General features: G+C 58.2%; 22 protein-coding genes. 12 read left to right on the forward strand and 10 right to left on the reverse strand.

Features of this window, described 5'->3' with window-relative positions; translation table 11 throughout:
* Nucleotides 1-172 precede the first annotated feature (172 nt).
* The 4 genes from K227x_RS08080 (at nt 173) to K227x_RS08090 (ending at nt 1,724) form a co-directional block, all read left to right on the forward strand.
* Complete coding sequence (locus tag K227x_RS08080) at nt 173-355, forward strand: hypothetical protein (protein WP_145169041.1); 183 nt, start codon at nt 173-175, stop codon at nt 353-355.
* On the forward strand, nt 352-555 hold the full coding sequence (locus K227x_RS30360) for a hypothetical protein (RefSeq protein ID WP_218933856.1): 204 nt from the start codon (nt 352-354) through the stop codon (nt 553-555). Before K227x_RS08080 ends, K227x_RS30360 begins: the two co-directional genes overlap by 4 nt.
* Nucleotides 545-871, forward strand: a complete 327-nt coding sequence (locus K227x_RS08085; RefSeq protein WP_218933857.1) for a DUF4288 domain-containing protein — start codon at nt 545-547, stop codon at nt 869-871. The genes K227x_RS30360 and K227x_RS08085 overlap by 11 nt, the downstream gene beginning before the upstream one ends.
* 397 nt (nt 872-1,268) lie before the next feature.
* Nucleotides 1,269-1,724: a hypothetical protein gene (locus K227x_RS08090; RefSeq protein ID WP_145169043.1), complete on the forward strand. Its 456-nt coding sequence runs from the start codon at nt 1,269-1,271 to the stop codon at nt 1,722-1,724.
* Nucleotides 1,725-1,932: 208 nt separating this feature from the next.
* On the opposite strand, the gene K227x_RS08095 is transcribed toward K227x_RS08090, so the two are convergent.
* Both K227x_RS08095 and aceE read right to left on the reverse strand, forming a co-directional pair.
* Nucleotides 1,933-3,324: a 2-oxo acid dehydrogenase subunit E2 gene (locus tag K227x_RS08095; protein ID WP_145169044.1), complete on the reverse strand. Its 1,392-nt coding sequence runs from the start codon at nt 3,322-3,324 to the stop codon at nt 1,933-1,935.
* A 61-nt stretch (nt 3,325-3,385) separates the two neighbouring features.
* A complete protein-coding gene (gene aceE / locus K227x_RS08100; protein ID WP_145169045.1) occupies nt 3,386-6,118 on the reverse strand; it encodes a pyruvate dehydrogenase (acetyl-transferring), homodimeric type in 2,733 nt (910 codons plus the stop codon).
* A 638-nt stretch (nt 6,119-6,756) separates the two neighbouring features.
* Between aceE and K227x_RS08105 the strand changes: the two genes are divergently transcribed.
* Both K227x_RS08105 and K227x_RS08110 read left to right on the forward strand, forming a co-directional pair.
* Complete coding sequence (locus K227x_RS08105; RefSeq protein ID WP_315854345.1) at nt 6,757-7,563, forward strand: SDR family NAD(P)-dependent oxidoreductase; 807 nt, start codon at nt 6,757-6,759, stop codon at nt 7,561-7,563.
* A 193-nt stretch (nt 7,564-7,756) separates the two neighbouring features.
* Nucleotides 7,757-8,560, forward strand: coding sequence for a hypothetical protein (locus K227x_RS08110; protein ID WP_145169047.1), 804 nt, complete (start codon nt 7,757-7,759; stop codon nt 8,558-8,560).
* Nucleotides 8,561-8,778: 218 nt separating this feature from the next.
* Here K227x_RS08110 and trpE read toward each other — a convergent pair whose 3' ends face one another.
* Both trpE and K227x_RS08120 read right to left on the reverse strand, forming a co-directional pair.
* Nucleotides 8,779-10,308 (reverse strand): anthranilate synthase component I, encoded by a 1,530-nt coding sequence (trpE, locus tag K227x_RS08115; RefSeq protein ID WP_145169048.1) that lies wholly within the window; start codon nt 10,306-10,308, stop codon nt 8,779-8,781.
* Nucleotides 10,295-10,591 carry a hypothetical protein gene (locus tag K227x_RS08120; protein ID WP_145169049.1) on the reverse strand — a complete coding sequence of 99 codons (297 nt, stop codon included), beginning with the start codon at nt 10,589-10,591 and terminating at the stop codon, nt 10,295-10,297. The genes trpE and K227x_RS08120 overlap by 14 nt, the downstream gene beginning before the upstream one ends.
* Before the next feature lie 66 nt (nt 10,592-10,657).
* Between K227x_RS08120 and K227x_RS08125 the strand changes: the two genes are divergently transcribed.
* The 3 genes from K227x_RS08125 (at nt 10,658) to K227x_RS08135 (ending at nt 13,052) form a co-directional block, all read left to right on the forward strand.
* On the forward strand, nt 10,658-11,242 hold the full coding sequence (locus K227x_RS08125; protein WP_145169050.1) for a UvrB/UvrC motif-containing protein: 585 nt from the start codon (nt 10,658-10,660) through the stop codon (nt 11,240-11,242).
* The gene (locus K227x_RS08130; RefSeq protein ID WP_145169051.1) at nt 11,242-12,330 is read left to right on the forward strand and encodes a protein arginine kinase; all 1,089 of its coding nucleotides are present in this window, start codon (nt 11,242-11,244) and stop codon (nt 12,328-12,330) included. Before K227x_RS08125 ends, K227x_RS08130 begins: the two co-directional genes overlap by 1 nt.
* A 149-nt stretch (nt 12,331-12,479) precedes the next feature.
* Entirely contained in the window at nt 12,480-13,052 is a 573-nt protein-coding gene (locus K227x_RS08135; protein ID WP_145169052.1) for an RNA polymerase sigma factor, read from the forward strand.
* A gap of 25 nt (nt 13,053-13,077) precedes the next feature.
* Here the strand turns inward: K227x_RS08135 and K227x_RS08140 are convergent, their stop codons facing one another.
* The 5 genes from K227x_RS08140 to K227x_RS08160 form a co-directional block, all read right to left on the reverse strand.
* Entirely contained in the window at nt 13,078-13,485 is a 408-nt protein-coding gene (locus tag K227x_RS08140; protein WP_218933858.1) for a hypothetical protein, read from the reverse strand.
* A 126-nt stretch (nt 13,486-13,611) separates the two neighbouring features.
* Complete coding sequence (locus tag K227x_RS08145) at nt 13,612-14,145, reverse strand: hypothetical protein (protein ID WP_145169054.1); 534 nt, start codon at nt 14,143-14,145, stop codon at nt 13,612-13,614.
* On the reverse strand, nt 14,142-14,576 hold the full coding sequence (locus tag K227x_RS08150) for a hypothetical protein (protein WP_145169055.1): 435 nt from the start codon (nt 14,574-14,576) through the stop codon (nt 14,142-14,144). Before K227x_RS08150 ends, K227x_RS08145 begins: the two co-directional genes overlap by 4 nt.
* A gap of 31 nt (nt 14,577-14,607) precedes the next feature.
* Entirely contained in the window at nt 14,608-15,090 is a 483-nt protein-coding gene (locus K227x_RS08155) for a pilus assembly FimT family protein (RefSeq protein ID WP_218933859.1), read from the reverse strand.
* Between the two features lie 144 nt (nt 15,091-15,234).
* Nucleotides 15,235-15,561 carry a prepilin-type N-terminal cleavage/methylation domain-containing protein gene (locus K227x_RS08160; protein ID WP_145169057.1) on the reverse strand — a complete coding sequence of 109 codons (327 nt, stop codon included), beginning with the start codon at nt 15,559-15,561 and terminating at the stop codon, nt 15,235-15,237.
* 111 nt (nt 15,562-15,672) lie between these two features.
* On the opposite strand from K227x_RS08160, the gene K227x_RS08165 reads away from it, so the two are divergent.
* Together K227x_RS08165 and K227x_RS08170 are read left to right on the forward strand one after the other, a co-directional pair.
* Nucleotides 15,673-17,112 carry an aldehyde dehydrogenase family protein gene (locus K227x_RS08165; RefSeq protein WP_145169058.1) on the forward strand — a complete coding sequence of 480 codons (1,440 nt, stop codon included), beginning with the start codon at nt 15,673-15,675 and terminating at the stop codon, nt 17,110-17,112.
* Nucleotides 17,109-18,440 (forward strand): N-succinylarginine dihydrolase, encoded by a 1,332-nt coding sequence (locus K227x_RS08170; protein ID WP_145169059.1) that lies wholly within the window; start codon nt 17,109-17,111, stop codon nt 18,438-18,440. The genes K227x_RS08165 and K227x_RS08170 overlap by 4 nt, the downstream gene beginning before the upstream one ends.
* Here the strand turns inward: K227x_RS08170 and K227x_RS08175 are convergent.
* Nucleotides 18,401-19,237, reverse strand: coding sequence for a carbon-nitrogen hydrolase family protein (locus tag K227x_RS08175; RefSeq protein ID WP_145169060.1), 837 nt, complete (start codon nt 19,235-19,237; stop codon nt 18,401-18,403). The two genes, K227x_RS08170 and K227x_RS08175, sit on opposite strands and share 40 nt — an antisense overlap.
* A 47-nt stretch (nt 19,238-19,284) precedes the next feature.
* On the opposite strand from K227x_RS08175, the gene sthA reads away from it, so the two are divergent.
* Nucleotides 19,285-20,676, forward strand: coding sequence for a Si-specific NAD(P)(+) transhydrogenase (gene sthA / locus K227x_RS08180; protein ID WP_145169061.1), 1,392 nt, complete (start codon nt 19,285-19,287; stop codon nt 20,674-20,676).
* Nucleotides 20,677-20,967 lie beyond the last annotated feature (291 nt).

Raw genomic sequence — 20,967 nt, forward strand, 5'->3', positions numbered from 1 at the left:
GGGTAGCGAGTACGTTCCAGTCGCGAAATCGTCTTCGACTTTGGTTCGGAAGTGAGGCAGAGGATGGGGGACCGTTGCGTGCACCGGCGCCGGGTTACATGTCCAACACCAATGGCAGGTCAGGGTCTCCGTCCGCGTGACAGCCAACGTTCGTCGACCGAGATAGGACGCAATGATGGCCCGCTGTAAAACGAAACGAGGTCTTGCCATTGCCTTCTTGGTCGGTGGCGCCGCGACGCTGTTGGGAATTACGGGATGGCACTTCTATCGAGTGCGTTTGTGCGATCGGCTTCTGGGGAAGATTGACCAACTTGCTTCGTACCCGCCTTCGGAAACCAGCGACCTGATCGAATGACGGTGGACCGCCTTTGGAATTCCTATAGCCAGGCGACAGACCTCGGAGCCGAATATCAACGCATCTATGAATCCGAAAAAGATCGGATCGCTGCGATTGTTGCTGAGGAAGGGCTGGAATACGAGTACATTGAGGATTATCGCTCTTTCTCGATCAACCCGGCCGTTCGTCGCTCGTGGGAACCTTTCGATGCAAGCTGAACCATGGTACTGCGTCCGACTGATTTACCATTTAGTCGGAACCTCGAGCAAAGCGTATGAAGAACGCGTGCTTATCGTCCGAGCCGATTCCGAAGGTGCTGCGATTGCTCAAGCCGAGGCGCATTCGCAAGACTATGAGAGCGATACGACTGTCTACACCGGATACGCGATGGCATTCAATATCATCGATCAGAACGGTCCATCACTCGGCGCCGGCGTCGAGGTGTTCTCGCTGATTCGAAAATCCGAACTTGACGTTGATGCTTACTTGGATCGGTTCCACGACACGGGCAGCGAATGTTGTAGGACACCTTAAGCTGACTGTCTTCTCGGTTGTGCTCTTTCCGCTAGTGATCATGCGTTTGCATACGGTTGTGCAGATGGAGGCACGTCGTTTTCGGAACGAGCAAAGCCATGCGATGAACCAAAATTGTGGAGTCGGCGTTAGAGGTGTGGTTGCTTGCGCGATCGCGGCTTGGTTTGGGTTTCAGTGTGGGGCTTTGTTTGGGGGTGCTTGGGGGCCGGATCTGCGTCGCTTCGCTCCTTGATCCGGCCTACGGCTTCCGTCGGAAAGTGGCTGTTTGGTTTGTCCGAAGTCGGTGTTTGTGATCGGTTGGGCGATGGTTTCTTTCACACGATGGGCACTGTGGCGGGTATCGTTACTGGATGGGGCCCCGATTGAGATTCACCCTTCACTCACGTTGGAGTTCAAAATGCACGCTCAATCCGAATCGTCCGTCGCTCGCGAGAGCACCAGGATCTCGGCGTTTGGCTTGGTCGCGGTTCATGCTGTCGCGTTACTTGTTCTGTACTTCGTGCCTGTTTTTATTTGTCCAACCGTCGTTGATCACTACAGCCGTGTCGGTGTCCCGGAAACCTCGCTGTTCCTCCGTGCCCATTTGATCTCGGACTATTTCGCCGCGTACACACCTTTCTGGATGGCGGCGGCCGCTGTTTACCTATTCGTCCTGTATCGACGTAGTCGTGCGGGATCGCGATGGCTGCCAGCTGTTTCAAATCTTGTGATTTTGTCCATTGCGTTTTTCGGCATGGTCTACACCGCGTGGATGATCCATCCAATGACATCCTCGGTCGGTGGCGTGCCAGTTGCCGTGGATGCAAGCGAGACCACGCCGCCCGAATTAGCCATCGCTCGAATCGGCGAATGACCATCTGGTTCAGCGGGTGATTGGGGGCGGCGTTGGGGTGTGTCGGCAAACTGCTAACGCGAACGCCGTGGTCACCGATTCGTGCGCCGGCCGACTGCATTCTTCGTAGGCCGTCCCCGGTTCTCGGTTCCCCTGCCCACCGCGCATGAAAAAACCTCGCTGGTTGGACCAGCGAGGTTGTTGGATTTTGGTGATTCGCGGGATGGGCCTACAGGGCTAGCAGCAGGCGGCTGGGGGCTTCCAGGAATCCGATCACGTCGTTCAAGAATCGTGCGGCCGTTCCGCCGTCGACCAGGCGATGGTCGTAGGAAAGGCTTAGCGGCATCATCAATCGAGGTTGGATCGAATCGTCGGGCATCACGACCGGCAATTTACGGCTGCGGCCAACCAGCAGGATCGCGACTTCGGGAACGTTGACGATCGGGGTGGAGTACTGTCCGCCGATCGCACCGAGGTTGCTGATCGTGAACGATCCGCCACGCAGGTCGTTCATTCCAAAGTTGCCGCCACGGACTTTGCCGGCCATTTCGGCCAGGGATCGAGTGATCGCCGGAACGCCCTGTTGGTCCGTGGCTGGCATCACGGGAACGACCAAGCCACGGTCGGTGTCGACCGCGATTCCGACGTTGACATAGTCCTTGTAGATGATCTGTTCGTTGGCTTCGTCGATCGTCGCGTTCATCGAAGGGTGATGTTTCAGCGCGGTCGCGACTGCTTTGATCAGGAACGGCATCGTGGTCAGTTTCAGACCCTGAGCCGCGTAGTCCTCTTTGCTGGACTGACGCAGACGTTCCAGGTCGGTGATGTCCGCATCGTCAAAGTTGGTGACGCGGGGCACGGTGGACCAGCTGGCGTGCATCTGACGCGAGATCGTCTTGCGGATCTTGCTCATCCGTTCCACTCGGATCGGTCCAAAATCATCTTGGTCGGCGGTCCCGGGCAGTCCGGCAGATGCTGCTGCGTTGCCCTTGTTGGGGGCGGCCGCTGTGGCGGGAGCCGATCCTGCTTTGGCCGATTGGCTGGCCGAGCGAACGACCGCTAGGATGTCATCGCGGTTGATTCGGCCGTGTTCGCCGCTGCCGGTCACGTTGGACAGATCGACACCGACTTCGCGTGCGAAGCGTCGAACGGCGGGGCCGGCCGGGATCGCACCGGAGTTGGAAACAACCGGTGCGGCGGGAGCGGCGGGTTCAGCCGCAGCGGGTGCGGTTGGCGGGGCGGATGGCGGCGTGGGTGCGGGTTTCGCCGCCACTGGCGCGGGCGGCGCAGGTTTGGCTTCCGCCGCAGCGGGTGCCGGCTTCGCAGTTTCTTCCTTGGCCGGGGCAGGCTTGGCTGCCGGGGCGGCTGGTGCCGGTGATCCGGCGGCTGCTTCGACTTCGATCAGTGCGCCGCCGATTGGCACGCTTTCGCCTTCCTTGACCAAGATTTTGGTCACTTTGCCGCCCACCGTCGTTGGTACTGGCACGGTGGCTTTGTCGGTTTCCATCTCGACGATGTCTTGGCCTTCGCTGATCACGTCACCGACGGAGACAAACACTTCGAGCACGTCGCCCGACTCGATTCCATCACCGAGTTCAGGAAGTTTTACTTCAGTAGCCATGGGAAAAGTTTTCAGTTAGCAGTTTTCGGTGTTCAGTAAACGGAAGCACGGTCCGGGATGGTTACGCGAAATACGGATTCTGTTTTTCGGCATCGAATCCGAGATCTTTGATCGCATCGGCAACTTCGGCTGCCGTGAAGAGTCCGGTTTTCGACAATCGGCTTAGCGTTGCGATCACGATCGATTCGGCATCAACTTCGAAGTGGCGACGCAGTGATTCGCGAGTCTCGCTGCGTCCCATGCCGTCGGTGCCCAGCACGTAGTAGTCGCCTGGGATCCACGGTGTCAGTTGTTCGCCCAAAGCCCGGACATAGTCGCTGGCCGAAATGAAGGGGCCTTCGACGCCATCGAGTTGCTCTTCGAGGTAGCTCTTTCGCGGCGTTTCGGTTGGGTGCAGCATGTTCCAGCGGTCGCAGTCGCCCGCTTCGCGTCGCAGTTGGGTGTAACTGGTCACACTCCAAGCATCGCTGGCGATCGAGTATTTTTCGGCCAAGATTTCTTGGGCCTTCAAAACGCTGTTCAGGATCGCACCGCTGCCGAACAGTTGCACGCGCGCCTTGGCATCTTTGACTTCTTGGCTGCGGAACTTGTACATCCCCTTGATGATGCCGTCTTCGCATCCTGCGGGCATCGGTGGATGCTCGTATTCTTCGTTTTCGCTCATCAAGTAATAGATGCACTCTTCGCCATCTTGGTACATGCGTTTGAGGCCTTCCATGATGATCACGATCACTTCGTAGGCGAATGCCGGATCGTAGGCACGGACGGTTGGGAACGCGATCGCGTTTAGCAGGCTGTGTCCATCTTGGTGCTGCAGCCCTTCGCCGTTCAGGGTGGTTCGGCCGGCGGTGCCACCGACTAGGAACCCCTTGGCACGCATATCGGCGGCGGCCCAGATCAGGTCTCCGATGCGTTGGAATCCGAACATGCTGTAGTAGATGAAGAACGGAATCATGTTGATTCCGTGGGCGCTGTAGGCGGTGCCGGCAGCATTGAAGCTGCTCATCGAACCGGCTTCGGTGATGCCCTCTTCTAGGATTTGTCCGTCTTGGGCTTCCTTGTACGACTGCAGGATCGCCGAGTCGACGGGTTCGTACAGTTGGCCGGCGTGGGCGTAGATGCCGAACTGTTTGAACATCCCTTCCATGCCGAAGGTGCGTGATTCGTCGGGGACGATCGGCACCATGTACTTGCCGATTTTTTTGTCACGGCACAGGGCGACCAGCGTTTGGACGACCGCGAATGTCGTGCTGCAGCTCTTGTTTTCCAGCCGCGTGATCAGTTTGCGGTAATCTTCAAGCGTTGGCACTTCCATCGTCGGATGCTGGGTCGGACGGCTAGGGACCGGCCCACCCAGAGCGGCGCGCCGCTCTTGCATGTACTTGATTTCTTGGCTGTTGGCCGACGGTTTATAGAACGGTGCTTTGACCACTTCTTCGTCGCTGATGGGAATGCCGAACCGAGTGCGGAATTCCAACAGTTCCTCTTCGTTCATCTTCTTTTGGTTGTGGGCGATCATGCGGCCTTCGCCGGCTTCGCCTAGCCCGTAACCCTTGACCGTTTTGGCCAGCACGACAGTGGGTCGTCCGTTGGCCGATTCGGTTGCTTGCTTGTAGGCGGCATAGACCTTTTCGGGGTCATGTCCACCGCGGCGAATCTTTTCCAGTTTTTCGTCGCTGTAGTTTTCGACCAATTTCAGCAGTTCGGGATACTTGCCGAAGAAGTGTTCGCGAATGTAGCTGCCGGGCATGCCGGTGTACTTTTGGTACTGGCCGTCGACGACTTCGTTCATGCGTTTGACAAGCAGTCCGGTCGTATCCTTGGCCAGCAGTTGGTCCCATTCGTCACCCCAGACGACCTTGATCACGTTCCAGCCGGCGCCACGGAAAATGGATTCCAGTTCTTGGATGATCTTTCCGTTGCCACGAACCGGTCCGTCGAGTCGCTGCAGGTTGCAGTTGATGACGAAGATCAGGTTGTCAAGTTTTTCGCGTGATGCGAGGCCGATGGCGCCGAGGGTTTCGGGTTCGTCGCATTCGCCGTCGCCCAAGAACGCCCAGACCTTTTGGCCCTTGGTGTCTTTGATGCCACGGTCATTGAGGTATTCGTTGAACCGAGCTTGGTAGATTGCCATGATCGGGCCGAGCCCCATCGACACGGTTGGGTATTCCCAGAATCCGGGCATCAGCCAAGGGTGCGGGTAACTGGACAGTCCGCCACCGGGTGCCAGTTCGCGGCGGAAGTTGTCGAGGTTTTCTTCGCTGAGACGGCCTTCCAAAAAGGCTCGGCTGTACATCCCAGGCGACGCGTGGCCTTGGAAGTAGATGGTGTCGCCCGAATAGCCGTCTTCGCCGCGGCCTTTGAAGAAGTGGTTGAAGGCGATTTCGTACAGCGTCGCACTGGAGGCGAACGTGCTGATGTGACCGCCAACGCCGCCGGGGCGACGATTGGCTCGAACGACCATCGCCATGGCATTCCAGCGAACGATCGACTTGATGCGTCGTTCCAGTTCGCGGTTGCCGGGGAATGCCGGTTGGTCTTTGACCGGGATCGTATTGACGTAGGGAGTGTTGGTGTCTTGTGCGGACTGGATGCCTTCCTCGGCCGCGCGATCACGAAGCTGTTCGATCAAGAAACGAACGCGATCAGCCCCTTTGCTCTTCAGGACATAGTCCAGCGAAGCGAGCCATTCTTCGGTTTCGGCCGTGTCGATATCGACGGCAGCAACGGGTTGTTCCAGTTCGCCCACGTTTTGAGCGACCTCGGCTTTCGCGACGGTTTCAGATTCAGACATGTTTCTTTTTTCTTCCCTCGTATTTGAATCCCGCACAGGGCGGGTAAATCGGGCGGACTTCGTTCGGCCGGGCGCCGGCGAATACCGGCTGGCGTGAACTCCGTCGCCCCGAATCAGCATTTCAATTCGTACAGCGAAACTTCATTATTTTCTTGGCAGGCATGCCCCTTTTATAGGGCGTCCCTGCGGGTCGTTGTCAGTCCGCGGGCCGGTCAACGGTATCCTTCGCACCCCCGATTGTCCCCTAATCGGGGCCATGCGGAAACCTCGCCACCGCTCGGAAACGTCGAAATACACGCACTTTGCCTGTCTTTTTCCCGTCTGGCCCAGCGATGGCGACCATTCACCCAGTATCGTCGGATCGGTGTGGTCATTTTCGAACGTGCAGGGTAGCCACAGTGGGCCAAAAACGGCAAGGGTAAGCGTCAAAAGGACCCATGCAGGGGGCGGTCGGCGGGGACTGGTCCCCCCGGCCCCGCAAGAGAGGCCGATCTGTCCTACAATCGGCGGTCCCCAGCGGGACCGATTTGCGTTCTCGCGTCGCTTGCCGTGCACCCTTCCGGTTGGGGGTTGGCGTGGTGGCGGTCGGTCCGCGATGCTTTGTTTCGGTTCGATGCGTTTGTTTTTCAGTTCTTGTCTTGCTGCGAAGGGTTGTCCTGTTGATTGGCGCGTTGAAAGGAACCTCTGCGGTGGTGACGGGGGCATCCAGCGGGATTGGCCGTGCGATCGCCGTCCGATTGGCAAGCGAGGGAGCCAGTCGGGTCGTCATTCATTACCGGTCCAATGAAAGCGGTGCGAGCCAGACGGCCGATCTGGTGCGGCAGGCCGGGGCTGATCCCGTTTTGATCGCGGCTGATTTGGGAGACACGTCGGATTGCAGTCGGCTGGTCGACGACTGTTTTGGCCAGCTGGGGGCGATCCAGACCTGGGTCAACAATGCGGGCGCCGATGTTTTGACGGGAGCCGCTGGGCAGTGGACCTTCGAAGAGAAACTGCGCCGGTTGATCGATGTCGATTTTGTGGGGACCGTTTGCATGTCGCGATTGGCTGGCCCGCGGATGGCCTCGCAACAGCTGCCCAGTCCGCCAGCGATGATCTTTTTGGGTTGGGACCAATCGACCGAAGGCATGGAAGGGGATGCTGGCCAAATGTTTGGGCCGGTGAAGGCGGCTGTCACCGCGTATGCAAAAAGTTTGGCTCAGACGTTAGCCCCGCAAGTCCGTGTGAACTGCGTCGCACCGGGTTGGATTCAAACATCGTGGGGCGAAACAACCAGCGATTATTGGAACGATCGGGCCACCGGCCAAGCGCTGATGCATCGCTGGGGGCGGCCCGAGGACATCGCTGCGGCAGTGGCTTATCTAGCGGATCCCAGCAACAGTTTCGTGACCGGCCAAGTCATTCAGGTCAACGGTGGCTGGAACCGTCGTTTTCCCACCGATTGATCCACTTCGCCGCCAATGATTTGCCGTTTTGGTTGTCCATGCGTGCAGCGGCATCACCGTTGCTTTACTATCTAAAGTCATTCGTGATCTCACACCGGTTTCGGACCAGACGCCAGCGGCGCGTCCGCATCATGGTTTGTGACAATCGAATTTCCTAACTCTCACTTTTTCCATTTCCGATTTCCCGGAGACCATGATGAACCAGACTCCCGATTCCAATGACCACGATCCTGATGCTGCGGCGGTCGACAGTGCGATGGCAGATCAAGCATCCGATGTGGTTTCAAGCGACGGCGTGCAGGACGCGTCGCTCGGTCGCGGTGTGTCGGGGGCGACATGGTTGATCAGTGGAGTCGTGTCGGCCATCTTGCTGACAGTCTTGGCGATGACCGCCTCTGGTTTATGGAACAAGCCGTTGCCACCCGGACTTGGGCTTTACGAAACCGAGGAAGTGCCCGAGGAACAGTTGGCAGCCGACAACGCGCTGATCCTTTCTTACAATTCCGGCAACCTGCTTCGGTTCATGGTGATTGCCGGCGGCAGCGTTGTGTTGGTGTTCAGTCTGCTAACGGGGGTTGCATTGGGTCGCGCTGCCATGGGTGCAGTCGGCGCTTTCGCGGGCATCGTGATCATCGCCATCTTGGGGATGGTGTTTGCACCGATCATTCTGGAATGGGGATCCGAAAGCGGCGGTCTAGATGCGGATGATGTGCCCACCATGGGACGGCATGCGTTTCAGTGGATCGTGTTTGCCGCAGGAGCATTCGCAGCCGTCGCAATCGCATCGGGGCATGTCGGCACGGGCGCAAAAGTGTTCGGTTCGCTGGCGCTTGCCGGTATCATCGGCGCCGTCCTGTACGTGTTGGGAGCTTCGATTTTGGAGCCAACCGTGACGATGACAGGTTCGATTCCCGGCGCCGGGACATCCCTGTTTTTGTGGACCTGCGTCGCACCGCTGTTGGCCGGCGTGTTCATGTGGCGAACGACCACCGCCTAGTCCGGACTACGTCACCACTAGAGCGGTCGGTTTCCGATCGGCCGCTGTCTTCCCAAGGGCCAAGTTCGGATCGAACCGAATTTGGCCGCCTTGGTTTGGCCGCCGTCGACCCTGCCGTGGACAGATGGGACGCAATCAATCGAGTCGCTGGGAATCGAGTCGCTGGGAATCGAGCCGCCGTCAATCAAGTCGCCGGTGGATCGTCCAAGCCGCGATCCCTATTGGCCGGATTGTTTGACCCGGGCGACTGTCATTTCGACCGCGGCGATCAGGGCGCGAGCCTTGTTGACGGTTTCTTCGTATTCGGCTGATGGATCACTATCGGCGACCACGCCGCAGCCAGCTTGCACGTAGACGGTTCCGTCTTTGATCACCATGGTTCGCAGGGCGATGCAGGTGTCCATGTTGCCGCGATAGTCGATGTACCCGACCGCGCCACCGTAGGGGCCACGCCGATGGGGTTCGATCGAATCGATCACTTCCATCGCGCGAACTTTCGGGGCACCGGATACCGTGCCGGCGGGCAGACTGGCTTTCAATGCATCAAAGGCATCCAGGCCGTCTCGCAATTTGCCCTGCACTTCGCTGCTGATGTGCATCACGTGGCTATAGCGTTCGACGACCATCACTTCGGTCAGTTCGATACTGCCGAATTCAGCGATGCGACCGATGTCGTTGCGTCCCAGATCGACCAGCATGACGTGTTCGGCGCGTTCTTTGGGGTCGGCCAGCAGTTCGGCTTCCAACGCCTTGTCCTCGCGTTCGTTTTTTCCTCGCCGCCGTGTTCCCGCCAAGGGTCGGACGGTCACGGTTCGATCGGCTACCCGGCACATGATTTCCGGGGAACAACCCACCAGGACACAGTCGGGGGTGCGAACAAAGAACATGAACGGGCTGGGGTTGACCACCCGTAGCGATCGGTAGATCTCTAGCGGGTCGACGTCGGTTTTGACGGACCATCGTTGGCTGGGCACGACCTGGAAAATGTCGCCGGCGCGAATGTATTCGACACAGGTGCGCACGGCGTCTTCGAACGATTCCTTGGTGAAGTTCGAAGTGATTTCCAGTGGGTCCTTGGCGATCGATTGTTGCCAGGTTTCGGGGTTCCATTCATCGGGCGATTGACCCACGTTGCCACGGGAAAGTTTCGCAATCGTTCGGTCGACGTTTTCGCAGGCTAGCTGGAATGCTTTTTCGGCTGACGATTGCGAATCGACTTCGCGGCAGTCTGCTAGCGAGACGATCGTGATGGTTTTGTCGACATGATCAAAGACGCACAGAGTGTGATAGAACCCAAAATCAAGATCGGGCACATTGCGGTCGTCCGGGGGCGCCGCCGGTAGGTTTTCGACATAGCGAACGACGTCGTACCCGGCGTAGCCGATGGCACCGCCAACAAACGGAGGCAGGTTATCGACGGCCGCAACGGAGTGGTGGAAATGGTTGCGGAATTCGTTCAGCGGATCGGCCGCTGTTCGGGTTTCCGGTGGTTTGCCATCGCTGGTCGACAAGGTGATCGATTGGCCTCGAGCGACAAACCGGCGAATCGGATCGGACGCCAAAAAACTGTAACGCCCGACTTTTTCACCGCCGATCACACTTTCGAACAGGCAGGCCGGGCCGCCGTTATCAAGCAGCCGGAACGCCGTCACAGGTGTCAGCGTATCGCTTAGCAAACGTCGGTAGACGGGGACGAAATCATGCGCCACCGCAAGTTGGGCGAATTTGTTGGCATCAGGGGTATGCATCGAAACCGGTGGGCAAGTCGGGATGGTGATGGGCAAAAACGATGGTCGGCACGCGAATCGATCGCTGGTCCAACAGCGGCCAAGTGTGTGGCCGATTGTAGTGCTTTATCGCCATGATGCCCAAGCCACCCGATTTTTGGATCGCTGCAGCCCGTTCCCATTCGCTTGATTGGCGAGCCAAGCAAGATTTGGCCCCGGTGCCGCAGTCGCCCGGGTGAGCGGTCGCCTGGGTGGTGGCCACGTCGCTCGCGTTGACAGGCACCCCGGTGGCGATAGAATCCACTACAAGGTCGATGGATCGCGGCTAAGTAATGGAATGACGGCGGCCACGACCCCATCGGAACCCATCATGAAATGCCAATACTGCGAAAAACCGGCCACCTTTCACATCACCGAATTGACCGAGCCCAACGGTCCACAGGTGATGCATTTGTGTGAAGAACACGCCCGGGGATTCTTGCAAAAAGACTCTTCCAGCCCCGCGGTCTCTGTCGCTGGTGCGCTGGCCAAGCAGTTGAACTTGGGACAGACCAAAAAAGAGCTCGCCGAACTCGATCAGAAGGAATGCCCGGTTTGTGGCATCAGCTTTTTCGAGTTCCGCAATACGGGGCGATTGGGTTGTCCGTACGATTACACGCATTTCGAATCGGACCTGGAACCGTTGCTAACGAACATCCATGATTCGTTGGAACACTGCGGTAAGAAGCCCCGGCGAGCTGCTGCTTCCGCCGATTCGCAGGCGACCATGATTCAGCTGCGCCGCGAGATGGAAGAGGCGGTCGAGCGGGAAGATTACGAACGGGCGTCGGAAATTCGAGACGAGCTGAAGCAGATCGAAGATGCCAGTTCGAAAGACACCAGTGCCAAAGATGTGAATCCTGCCGATACCGGTGGAACGGATACAAGCGGAACGGAATCGGGAGACGCATCCTAGTGAAACGTAATACTGACTTTTCGGAATTGGCACGCAATTCAGGTGAATGGCTTCGTGGCACGGGGCCCGAATCCGACATCGTGATCAGCAGCCGTATTCGGCTGGCACGCAATCTGGCTGACTTCCCATTCATTCGCCGGTGCAGCGACGAAGACCGGATCAGCATCGAACGCACGGTCCGCGCCCGGATGGAAGCGATCGAAGATTGGCAGGACATTCGATACGTCGACATCGAACAGTTGTCCGAAATCGATCGTCAATTCTTGGTGGAACGGCAATTGATCAGCCGCGAGATTGCGGATGCCGACGGGTCACGGGCGGTCGCCATCGATCCCCATGAACAATACAGCGTGATGATCAACGAAGAAGATCATCTGCGAATCCAAGTCATGCACAGCGGTTTGGATTTGAATTCGGCATGGGACCGGATCAACGCCTTGGACGACAAGTTAGAGGGGGCGATCCTGTATGCGTACCACCAAAAGTACGGCTACCTGACCGCATGTCCGACCAACGTGGGCACGGGGCTTCGCGTCAGTGTGATGTTGCACTTGCCGGCTTTGGTGATCACCCAGCAGATCGAAAAGGTGTTCCGCAGCATGCAGCGGATCAACGTTACCGTTCGCGGTCTGTATGGCGAAGGTTCGCAGTACACCGGTGACTTTTACCAGGTCAGTAACCAGATCACGTTGGGCCACAGCGAAGAGGATCTGGTTTCGCTGGTCGGTGACAACGTGGTGCCGCGGATCATCGAATACGAACGCAAAGCGCGTGACTTTTTGATCAGCCAAGGCCAAAAGGATCTGCACGACGACGTCAGCCGCGCGTTGGGGATTCTAAGCACGGCAAAGAAAATCAGCAGCGAAGAAACGATGCACTACCTGTCGAAGGTTCGAATGGGTGTCAATCTGGGGCTGATCAACGATGTTGCTGTGGGCACGATCAACAAGCTTTTCATTCATACTCAACCTGCCCACCTGCAGAAATTGCACGGTCGATTGTTGGGATCTTCGGATCGAAACGTCGAACGGGCGACCTATCTGCAGCGTCATTTGAGTGGTTCGGTCGGCCCAGGCGAGTTGAACTAGCGTTCGGTTGACGACCGTTCCCAGGCTGTCCGGTTTGGGAAAGAATCAGACGCGGCCGGTTTTTTGCTAGCCGGGCTGATAAACTGAGGCCCGTTGGGTCCGCAGTCGCGGAAGTCGGGTGCCTTTGGTTTATTTGCGAAAGACGTTGAGTGGCGGAAGAGTCTCAGTTGATCGATCGAGCCCTCGACGGAGATCGGGATGCGTTCACCGAGCTGGTTCAAGTGAACCAGGATCGGCTGTTTGCGTCCATGTTGCAGGTGACTGGGTCGCCCGATGAGGCCGAAGAGGTTGTTCAAGAGGCCTTTATCCGCGCCTTCATGAAGTTGGATACGTTCCAGCGAAACAGTCAGTTTTTTACCTGGCTGTACCGGATCGCATTCAATTCGGCTCTGTCGCGTCGCCGTCGCAAACGGGCACGCGTGTCGTTGGATCAGTGCCGCGAAAACAGCGGGCTGGAGATCACCGATTCGGGTGACGCGGTCGACGAACCGATGCTAAGACGCGAACGTGTGGCGATGGTTCGCCAGGCGATGAAGACGCTGACCGACGAACACCGCAGTATCCTGGTGCTGCGTGAAATGGACGAGAACACCTACGAGGATATCGCCGAAATTTTGGAGATATCGATCGGTACCGTACGAAGCCGACTGAGCCGCGCACGCAACCAGTTGAAGCTTTCGCTGGAAGCCATGCAGCGAGCCGAAGATGCGACAGAGAACTAAGCGTCGTCGCACGGCGGGTGGCCGGCTAGGATTTGCCGCCGCCAAGTGATTTCAGATTCACCATGCGGCGGACGATCGGAATCTTGGATCCCTTGTACAGGTAGATTTGCACCAGAGTTTCGCTGGACGAAATCGGTTGCACGTCGATCCACGGCTCGGCGCCTTTGACCCGCGTGTCCTGGTACTGGCCTTGGAGAGTCGGATCGACCCGCAGCATCGCAATCGTCCGCTGCATCAATCCGTCGGCCGTCGCTTGCCCGCTGAGGGATGTGCGAGTGGCGTCGATGCGGGCGATGGCCAGTTGTTGGCTGCGCACGATCGCAAGGGTCGCCATCGACAGAACCGTTGCCGCCAATGTGCAGATCAGCAGCGCGGATCCTTGGCGGCGGTGGTGACGCGTGCGGTTGACCATGACTGTGTCCGGTGCGGGCATGAAGGATGGTTTTTAGAAGGTTCGAAATGCCAATCGCAGGTGGACGTTCGGTCCGTCGCCGTCGCTGAGTCCGCGAATCCCGTAGCGAAAGTTGTCAAAACTTTCGATAACCGGCAAACGCCAAGGCTAAGCCTGGTTTGGCAGGGAAATCATGGATCGGTAATCAAATGCTTTTCCGGTCGACGGCGATTTGCCCTGCAATCGGATGGAGATGCCGGTTGCACGACCGGGCGATTCGGATTGCTTTAGTAGGGATGTTTCAAAGCTTTCGACGTTTTCTAGCAAAACGGTTTTGGTTCGTCCGTCGGTCAAGATCAGAGTGTTCCCGCTGACGACGAACTCTGCTTTGTCGCCGGATGCTTGGATCAGGGTGATGTTTCTGGACCCCACATCGACGACTTGGCCATCGTGAATCATGTCTCGGATCCAGCGGATTCCCGATCGCAGGGTGCCGTCGGTGGACAGCGTTTTCGATCGTGCGATGGATTGTCCAGAGGCGCGAATCACACTGGCGATCGGCACCACCATGACCGTCACGATCGCAGTGCACGCGATGACTTCGATCAGGCTGATGCCGCGACGGAGGTTTTGCCGCGGGGATGCGTCGCCGGAGGTGCGACGAAGGACGACAGGGACGCGTTGGTCATTGCACGGTGTCATGGTGCGGCCCATTGTGTTTGAAGTGATTCGCTTGTCTCGTTCGAATCCAGCACAGCATCGCGATCGGCGTCGAACCAAACCGTGACTTGAATGGTCAACAGTGGAGTCTTTGGTAACGTTTTGTCCGGATCGACTTGATACCTAGCCAGATAAGTCTTGGTGCCGTTGGACGATACTTTGATGATTTCGTCGATTGATCGGTTGTAGGCATCGGCAAAGGAGGTTGGATCCGAAAGTTTGACCTTCAGTGTTTCGATCAGTTCTTCGGCTTCGAAAAGGATCGCGTCGCGATCTTCCAGTCGTTGGTTCAGCGATTGCGAGTGGCCGATCCATTTCATCGATGGGATCAGCAACAACGAAAGCATCATCGACCCAATGGCAACATCGATCAGCGTCGCCCCGATTTGGGGCTGGCGGCGATGGCGAATCATTGGATGTCTGGGCTGAGGTGTCATCGGGTGCCTAGGGAAGTTTCTGGGTGATGTTGCCATCGACCGGGGTCACGACGACGAGTCCGGCGGAATCTCCATCGCGAATTTTCCATTCGATGCCGCGGTTGGCGGTCCCGGTTGCTTTGAACCAAATATCGGATGCCGAACCGTCAATCGTGGTCGTGTCACCGATTTCCATTTCCCATTTTTTTCCGTCGCGTAGCGGTCCTGGTTCCTCGGTGACCGCCAGCCATTGAACGCCGCTTTGGATGAACCGGCGCACTTGAACATTGGTCTGATTGACGATGGCCGTGTTGCGGGCGGCGCTAAGGGTTGCGTGAACCTGTTGGGTAGCGTCGGTGGCGTTTCGTCGTCCCTGCCAATTTCCGTCCAGCATGAACGAACCGGCAGCGGTCGCCATTGCCAGCAAGGTGACCACCATGATCGTTTCGATCAGGGTGACGCCCGCGGTGCGGCGGCCAGCAGAGTTGCGTCGGCAAGGATGTATCAGCATGGGAAAAACCAGGTCAGGCATGAATGACGAAAGTCCGCTGAAAGTAGCCACAGCCCTGGATTGGTTGCGGCGTCTTCCGAGCGGACTAACGGAGTCAAATGCTGTTCGCTTTGATCAGGATGCAGGTGCATGGAGCATCAGGATCTACTTCTTGGCGAACACACCCGTGGTCGCGGTGTAAGTGTATTTGTTACGCATCGCGGAAACGCGATTTCGCTCGATGGTGGTGGTGTACGGCAGGTAGCCGGCGGTGCCCAGTGTCGAAGCGCTGGAGGGGTACTTGCCCGTTTCCAGGTAATAGGTTTGGGCCATCGCGTTCAGCGTGGCGACTTCTTGATCTTGTAGCTTGTCTTCGCTCTTGGCACGCATGGGGGCAACCGTTGCAACCGTTGCAGCCGCGACAACAGCTAGAATGACGACTGCGGCAATGACTTCGAGAAGCGAGAATCCGCTTTTCTTATTACGTTTCATCTTTGTAGACTCCGAGGCATAGTTTACGAGGGTGTATCGCTCGCCAGAGCGTCCCATCTAATTGAAACCTAGGTCACGTTTGTCTATCAGGACGTGGCAAGTGGTAAAATAATGTGCACCAGTATTTCTAGTTTTGACTCGCGGACCGGCCAGCCCTTGTTCGCCGGCGACGTGACCGATTGGGGCCAAATCGCCGAAGTGATGCGTCAGGCGGGAGTTGCGGCAGACCTTTGGCGACGTCATCCCGTCGATCAGCGGATCCAAATTGTCCGGCGATATGGTGAAATCCTTGCCGAGGATCGCGACAAGATTCGTGACCTGATTTCCGGCGAGGTCGGAAAATTGCCGTGGGATTCCGCTGGCGAGGTTTCCGCGTCGATTGCCAAGGCAGAGCTTTCGATCGCTGCGTGGCAGCAGCGCCGCAGCCAACAACAGGTCGATGATGGATCGGGGCCGGTGCGGCGGATCGTTCGCTATCGACCGCTGGGGGTCGCCTTGGTGTTGGGGCCATTCAATTTCCCGCTGCACCTTCCCGGTGGTCAGATCATTCCGGCTTTGCTGGCCGGAAACGCGGTGGTTTTCAAACCCAGCGAACAGGCGACTGCCGTCGGCCAGTGGATGGTTCAGGCGTGGAAGCGGGCCGGGCTTCCCGACCATGTTCTGCAGATGATCGTCGGTGGGGTCGAAACGGCGGTGGCCGCGATCGATTCGCCACACGTCAACGGCGTTTTCCTAACGGGCAGTCGCGCCGCCGGGCGCGCGATCCATCGTCAGCTGTCGGGGCGTCCCGGTGTGTTGTTGGCGTTGGAACTAGGCGGTAACAATCCGGTTGTGATCGACCCGTCGGCGGATCCCCGAGTGGTTGCCGGATTGGTTTCGTTTTCAGCTTTCGTGTCCGCCGGTCAGCGATGCACTTGTGCTCGCCGAGCGTTCTTTGTCGAAGGCCGCTTGGGCGATCAGCAGATCCAGGCATTAGTGGATCGCACCACACAGATGCGAGTTGGGCTATGCGATGACAGTCCGGCGGCGCACGTCGGTCCGTTGATTTCGGCGGCCGCCGCCACTTCGCTTCGCGAGACGTATCAGACGTTGTTGGATCTGGGGTGCAGTCCATTGATCCCCTGGCAGGCCAGCGATCGGAATCCTGCGCTGGTGCACCCGGTCATTCTGGATGCGACCGGAATTCCCGAATCTGCCGAGGCGACGCTCGGGGAAATGGAATGGTTCGGTCCGATCTTGGTGGTCCAGCGAACTGGCAACCTAGACCGAGCATTCTCGTTAGCGGCGAGCACTCCCTACGGTCTGTCGGCCGCCTTGTTGGGTGGCAGCGAAGACGTCTTCCAGCGGTTCGTCGATCAGGTCGGTGCGGGGGTAGTCAATTGGAACGGGCCGACCACGGGCGCCGCCGGTGCCCTGCCCTTCGGTGGGTTGGGTGATAGCGGCAACCATCGCCCGGCGGGATACTACGCCATCGATTTCTGTAGTGACCCGGTGGCATCTCTGCAGCGGCCCGCACCGTCGGCGGATGATCCTTGGAGCGTGGTGGAATGAGTTTGGTTGAAGTTCAGATCGATCGATTGGTCGGCCCCACGCACCATTTTGGCGGGCTGGGGGTTGGCAACTTGGCGTCCAAGTCTCACTCGGGTCAGGTTTCCAACCCGGCCGCCGCAGCAATCCAAGGGCTGGAAAAGATGAAACTGGTGGCCAGCCTGGGCGTGCCGCAGTGGGTTCTGCCGCCCCAGCAGCGTCCCGATTGGACGCTGCTGCGATCGCTTGGCTTTGCGGGCAGCGACCGCGACGTGCTTCGTGATGCGCGGGATCGGTCGCCCGAATTGCTGTCTGCGGCGAGCAGTTCGTCAGCGATGTGGACGGCCAACGCAGCGACGGTAACGGTCGGCAACGATGGCGATCGCTGGGGCACCGATGTGTCGATCGCGAACCTGAGTTCCAGTCTGCACCGATGTATCGAATGGCAGCAGACCGAAGCTGACCTGCGTGCGATCTTGCCATCGTCAGTGCGAGTTCACTCGCCTCTGATGGGCGGGGCGGCGATGCGTGACGAGGGTGCTGCCAATCACATGCGTCTGGGACATGTGGATGCACCGGAGTTTGTGGATGTCTTTGTGTATGGGGACCAGGATCCGTTGCCGCAAAATTTCATGCCGCGTCAAACGCTGGCGTCGTTCCAAGCGATTGATCGTCGCCATCAATGGGATCGGCCGCAGCGGTCTGCGGGGCACGCTGTCTTTCTGAAACAGCATCCGCGTGCCATCGATGCTGGTGCGTTTCACAACGACGTGGTGGCGATCAGTCATCATGATCTGATGATCCACCACCAATTCGCGTTTGCGGACAACGACGCGGCGATGGAGTTGCTGGATCGCCGTTGTGTCGAAGTGACCGGTCGACCGGTGGTGCGTGTCCAGGTGGCCGACGACCAGTTGACCATGGACGAAGCGATTGCGACCTATTTGTTCAACAGCCAGGTCGTTTCGGTGGGCGCCGATGACGCGCCGCCGGTGATGATTTGCCCGGTCCAGGTGGATCGATCTGCGGCAGCCAGAGGGTTGGTGGATCGCTGGCAATCGGAGGGGCTGATTTCGCGGGTCCAGTTTGTGGATCTGGGGCAAAGCATGGCCGGTGGTGGCGGACCGGCCTGTTTGCGGCTGCGTGTTCCGATGCAGCCTGAGGATGTGGACGCGATGTCGCCGGCCAGTCGCTGGACGCCGGAGCTGCACGATCGACTTTGCCAGATCATCCACGACGGATATCCCAAGGCGGTGTCATGGGACGAATTGGCGTCGATCGATTTTGTGAACGCAGCGAAAAGAGTTCGTGATCAGGTCGCCGAGTCGTTGGGTTGCGAAATGCGATCGTAGAATTCGGGGCGCCGATCGTTCATGCGGTGGATGACGTGTTTGCCGGCGGTGCGTTCGATGCGTTTGTTGCGAGCTTCTGCCAGGTCGATATCGGCCATCAGCATAGTTTCCTCGGCGTCGGGGCTGGCCACCAAGACGACACCATCGGGGCCGCAAATCGAACTCATGCCGCAGAACTCGAATCCCCGCTCGGTTCCCACGCGGTTGGCGGCAACGAAGAACAAGTGGTTTTCCATGCTGCGAGCGGCTGGCACGATTTCGGCGGTTCGCGACGCTGTCACCGGCCAATTGGTGCCAAGCGCGATCACGTCGGCGCCTTCGAGCCCCAGGATTCGGATCGGTTCGGGAAACGAGCTGTCGTAACAGATCGCCAGTCCCACGTTGGCTTCGCGCGCGGCCAGGGTGCGGTACGGGATGTCGCCGCGATCGACGAATCGATCGACACCGATGTGCGGAAGGTGGATTTTGCGATAGTTGCCGACGACGCCCTTAGGGCCAATCAGGGCGGATGAATTGAATAAGCGATCCCCGTCGGCTTCAAGAAAGCCGAGCGTGACGTTCAACTGGTGTTCCGCGGCGGATTGCGCGATCGAGGCGAAAACGGGACTGTCCATGGACAGGGCCTGTTGGGCGGCTTCCTGGCGATCTTCGTAGCCATAACCGCATAGCATGCATTCGGGGAATACCACCAGATCCGCATTGGCGCGGCCTGCCAGTTCCATCCATTTTAGAACGCGTGCGACGTTGGCAGCGATATCGGCGAAGACAACATCAGTCTGGACGCAGGCAATCTTCATCGTAAAACAGACTCTTGGGATTGGTACGAAAGTTCAAGCGAGACATTATGAGCAAGAAAAAGTACGACTACGACCTGTTTGTGATCGGTACCGGGCCCGGCGGCGAAGGTGCCGCCATGCAATGTGCCAAACACGGGATGAGTGTTGCCGTAGCTGAAACCTATCGTGAAATTGGCGGCGGGTGTACCCATTGGGGGACGATCCCCAGCAAGGCCCTGCGGTACGCGATCACCTCGACGATGACCGCCCTGAAAAATCCAGCGCTTCGCGAAATGGGGATCACGACCACACCCAGCCTAGAACAGCTGAAACGTGGAACCCAGGCGATTATCGGCCGCCAAGTCACCATGCGTCAGTCGTTTTATGACCGTAATAATGTCCCAATCTACCGCGGGCACGCCCGTTTCGTCGATGAACACTCGGTTTCGATCGATGGCGACGAACCGATCACGGCGGAAACTCTGGTCATTGCCACCGGGTCACGCCCGTACCGGCCTGCGGGAGTCGATTTCGACCATGCTCGTATTTTCGACAGCGATACGATCCTAGATCTGGATCAGAAACCGATTTCGATGTGCATCTACGGGGCCGGTGTGATCGGCGTCGAATATGCATCGATGTTTCGGAATCTGGGGATCAAGGTCAATTTGATCAATACACGAAGCAAGTTGCTGGAGTTCCTGGACGACGAAATCATCGATGCGATCTCGTATCATCTGCGCGACCAGGGCGTGATCATTCGCCACAATGAAATGATGGAATCGATCACCGGCGAAGACGATGGCGTGGTGCTGCAGTTGAAGAGCGGCAAACGGGTCAAGACCGACATCCTGTTGTGGGCTAACGGACGCAGCGGCAACACCGACGATCTGGGGCTACAGAACTTGGAAGTCGTCGCCAACAACCGCGGCCAAATCCAAGTCGACGAGCACTTTCAAACCGTGGTGCCCAACATTTACGCCGTTGGCGATGTGATCGGTGTGCCATCGTTGGCCAGTGCGGCGTACACACAGGGGCGTGCTGCCGGTATGCACATCCTTGGCCAAGCCGACGGGAATTTGCGATTGCATGACATCCCGACGGGAATCTACACCAGCCCGGAAATCAGCAGCGTCGGCAAGACCGAGCGTGAATTGACCGAAGCGTGTGTGCCCTACGAAGTCGGTCAGGCCCAGTTCAAAAGTCTCGCACGTGCACAGATCACCGGCCAAACGGTTGGCATGCTGAAGATTCTGTTCCATCGGGAAACGTTGGAAATCTTGGGCGTGCACTGCTTCGGTGCCAATGCATCGGAGATCGTCCACATTGGTCAAGCGATCATGGTTCAGCCGGGCGCCCAAAACACGTTGACCTACTTTGTCGAGACGACGTTCAACTATCCCACGATGGCCGAGGCCTATCGTGTGGCCGCGTTGAACGGCATCAATCGATTGTTCTAGGCCGCGGTGTCAGAACCAGCGACCGGGGTTGCTCGGTTGCCCGTCGTGGGATTCGCCAGAATTCCTCCTCGCGATCGGTAGCCCGAGAACCGTCACGCCTCGTTCGAGTGTTTTGCATTGCTTGGGATGCGGAACTGCGGGTTGAGAAGGAGCACGAGTACGAGCGAAGACTTAGACTCGAACTCGAACTCGAACTCGAACTCGAACTCGAACTCGAACTCGAACTTTTTTCCTGCGTCGCATCCCGGCCGGTGCGATGGAGCCCCCGACCGAAGACGATTCGCGATCGGC

The organism is Rubripirellula lacrimiformis, from assembly GCF_007741535.1.
Classification (GTDB): domain Bacteria; phylum Planctomycetota; class Planctomycetia; order Pirellulales; family Pirellulaceae; genus Rubripirellula; species Rubripirellula lacrimiformis.

Bases quoted from the DNA above. Each gene is read 5' to 3' on its own strand.
- K227x_RS08080 (WP_145169041.1), top strand. From the start codon at position 173: ATGATGGCCCGCTGTAAAACGAAACGAGGTCTTGCCATTGCCTTCTTG.
- K227x_RS08140 (WP_218933858.1), bottom strand. From the start codon at position 13,485: ATGCCCGCACCGGACACAGTCATGGTCAACCGCACGCGTCACCACCGC.
- K227x_RS08160 (WP_145169057.1), bottom strand. From the start codon at position 15,561: ATGAAACGTAATAAGAAAAGCGGATTCTCGCTTCTCGAAGTCATTGCC.
- K227x_RS30360 (WP_218933856.1), top strand. From the start codon at position 352: ATGACGGTGGACCGCCTTTGGAATTCCTATAGCCAGGCGACAGACCTC.
- K227x_RS08165 (WP_145169058.1), top strand. From the start codon at position 15,673: ATGTGCACCAGTATTTCTAGTTTTGACTCGCGGACCGGCCAGCCCTTG.
- K227x_RS08155 (WP_218933859.1), bottom strand. From the start codon at position 15,090: ATGCTGATACATCCTTGCCGACGCAACTCTGCTGGCCGCCGCACCGCG.
- K227x_RS08175 (WP_145169060.1), bottom strand. From the start codon at position 19,237: ATGAAGATTGCCTGCGTCCAGACTGATGTTGTCTTCGCCGATATCGCT.
- K227x_RS08095 (WP_145169044.1), bottom strand. From the start codon at position 3,324: ATGGCTACTGAAGTAAAACTTCCTGAACTCGGTGATGGAATCGAGTCG.
- K227x_RS08125 (WP_145169050.1), top strand. From the start codon at position 10,658: ATGAAATGCCAATACTGCGAAAAACCGGCCACCTTTCACATCACCGAA.
- K227x_RS08090 (WP_145169043.1), top strand. From the start codon at position 1,269: ATGCACGCTCAATCCGAATCGTCCGTCGCTCGCGAGAGCACCAGGATC.
- K227x_RS08085 (WP_218933857.1), top strand. From the start codon at position 545: ATGCAAGCTGAACCATGGTACTGCGTCCGACTGATTTACCATTTAGTC.
- K227x_RS08170 (WP_145169059.1), top strand. From the start codon at position 17,109: ATGAGTTTGGTTGAAGTTCAGATCGATCGATTGGTCGGCCCCACGCAC.
- aceE (WP_145169045.1), bottom strand. From the start codon at position 6,118: ATGTCTGAATCTGAAACCGTCGCGAAAGCCGAGGTCGCTCAAAACGTG.
- K227x_RS08150 (WP_145169055.1), bottom strand. From the start codon at position 14,576: ATGATTCGCCATCGCCGCCAGCCCCAAATCGGGGCGACGCTGATCGAT.
- K227x_RS08145 (WP_145169054.1), bottom strand. From the start codon at position 14,145: ATGACACCGTGCAATGACCAACGCGTCCCTGTCGTCCTTCGTCGCACC.
- trpE (WP_145169048.1), bottom strand. From the start codon at position 10,308: ATGCATACCCCTGATGCCAACAAATTCGCCCAACTTGCGGTGGCGCAT.
- K227x_RS08110 (WP_145169047.1), top strand. From the start codon at position 7,757: ATGATGAACCAGACTCCCGATTCCAATGACCACGATCCTGATGCTGCG.
- sthA (WP_145169061.1), top strand. From the start codon at position 19,285: ATGAGCAAGAAAAAGTACGACTACGACCTGTTTGTGATCGGTACCGGG.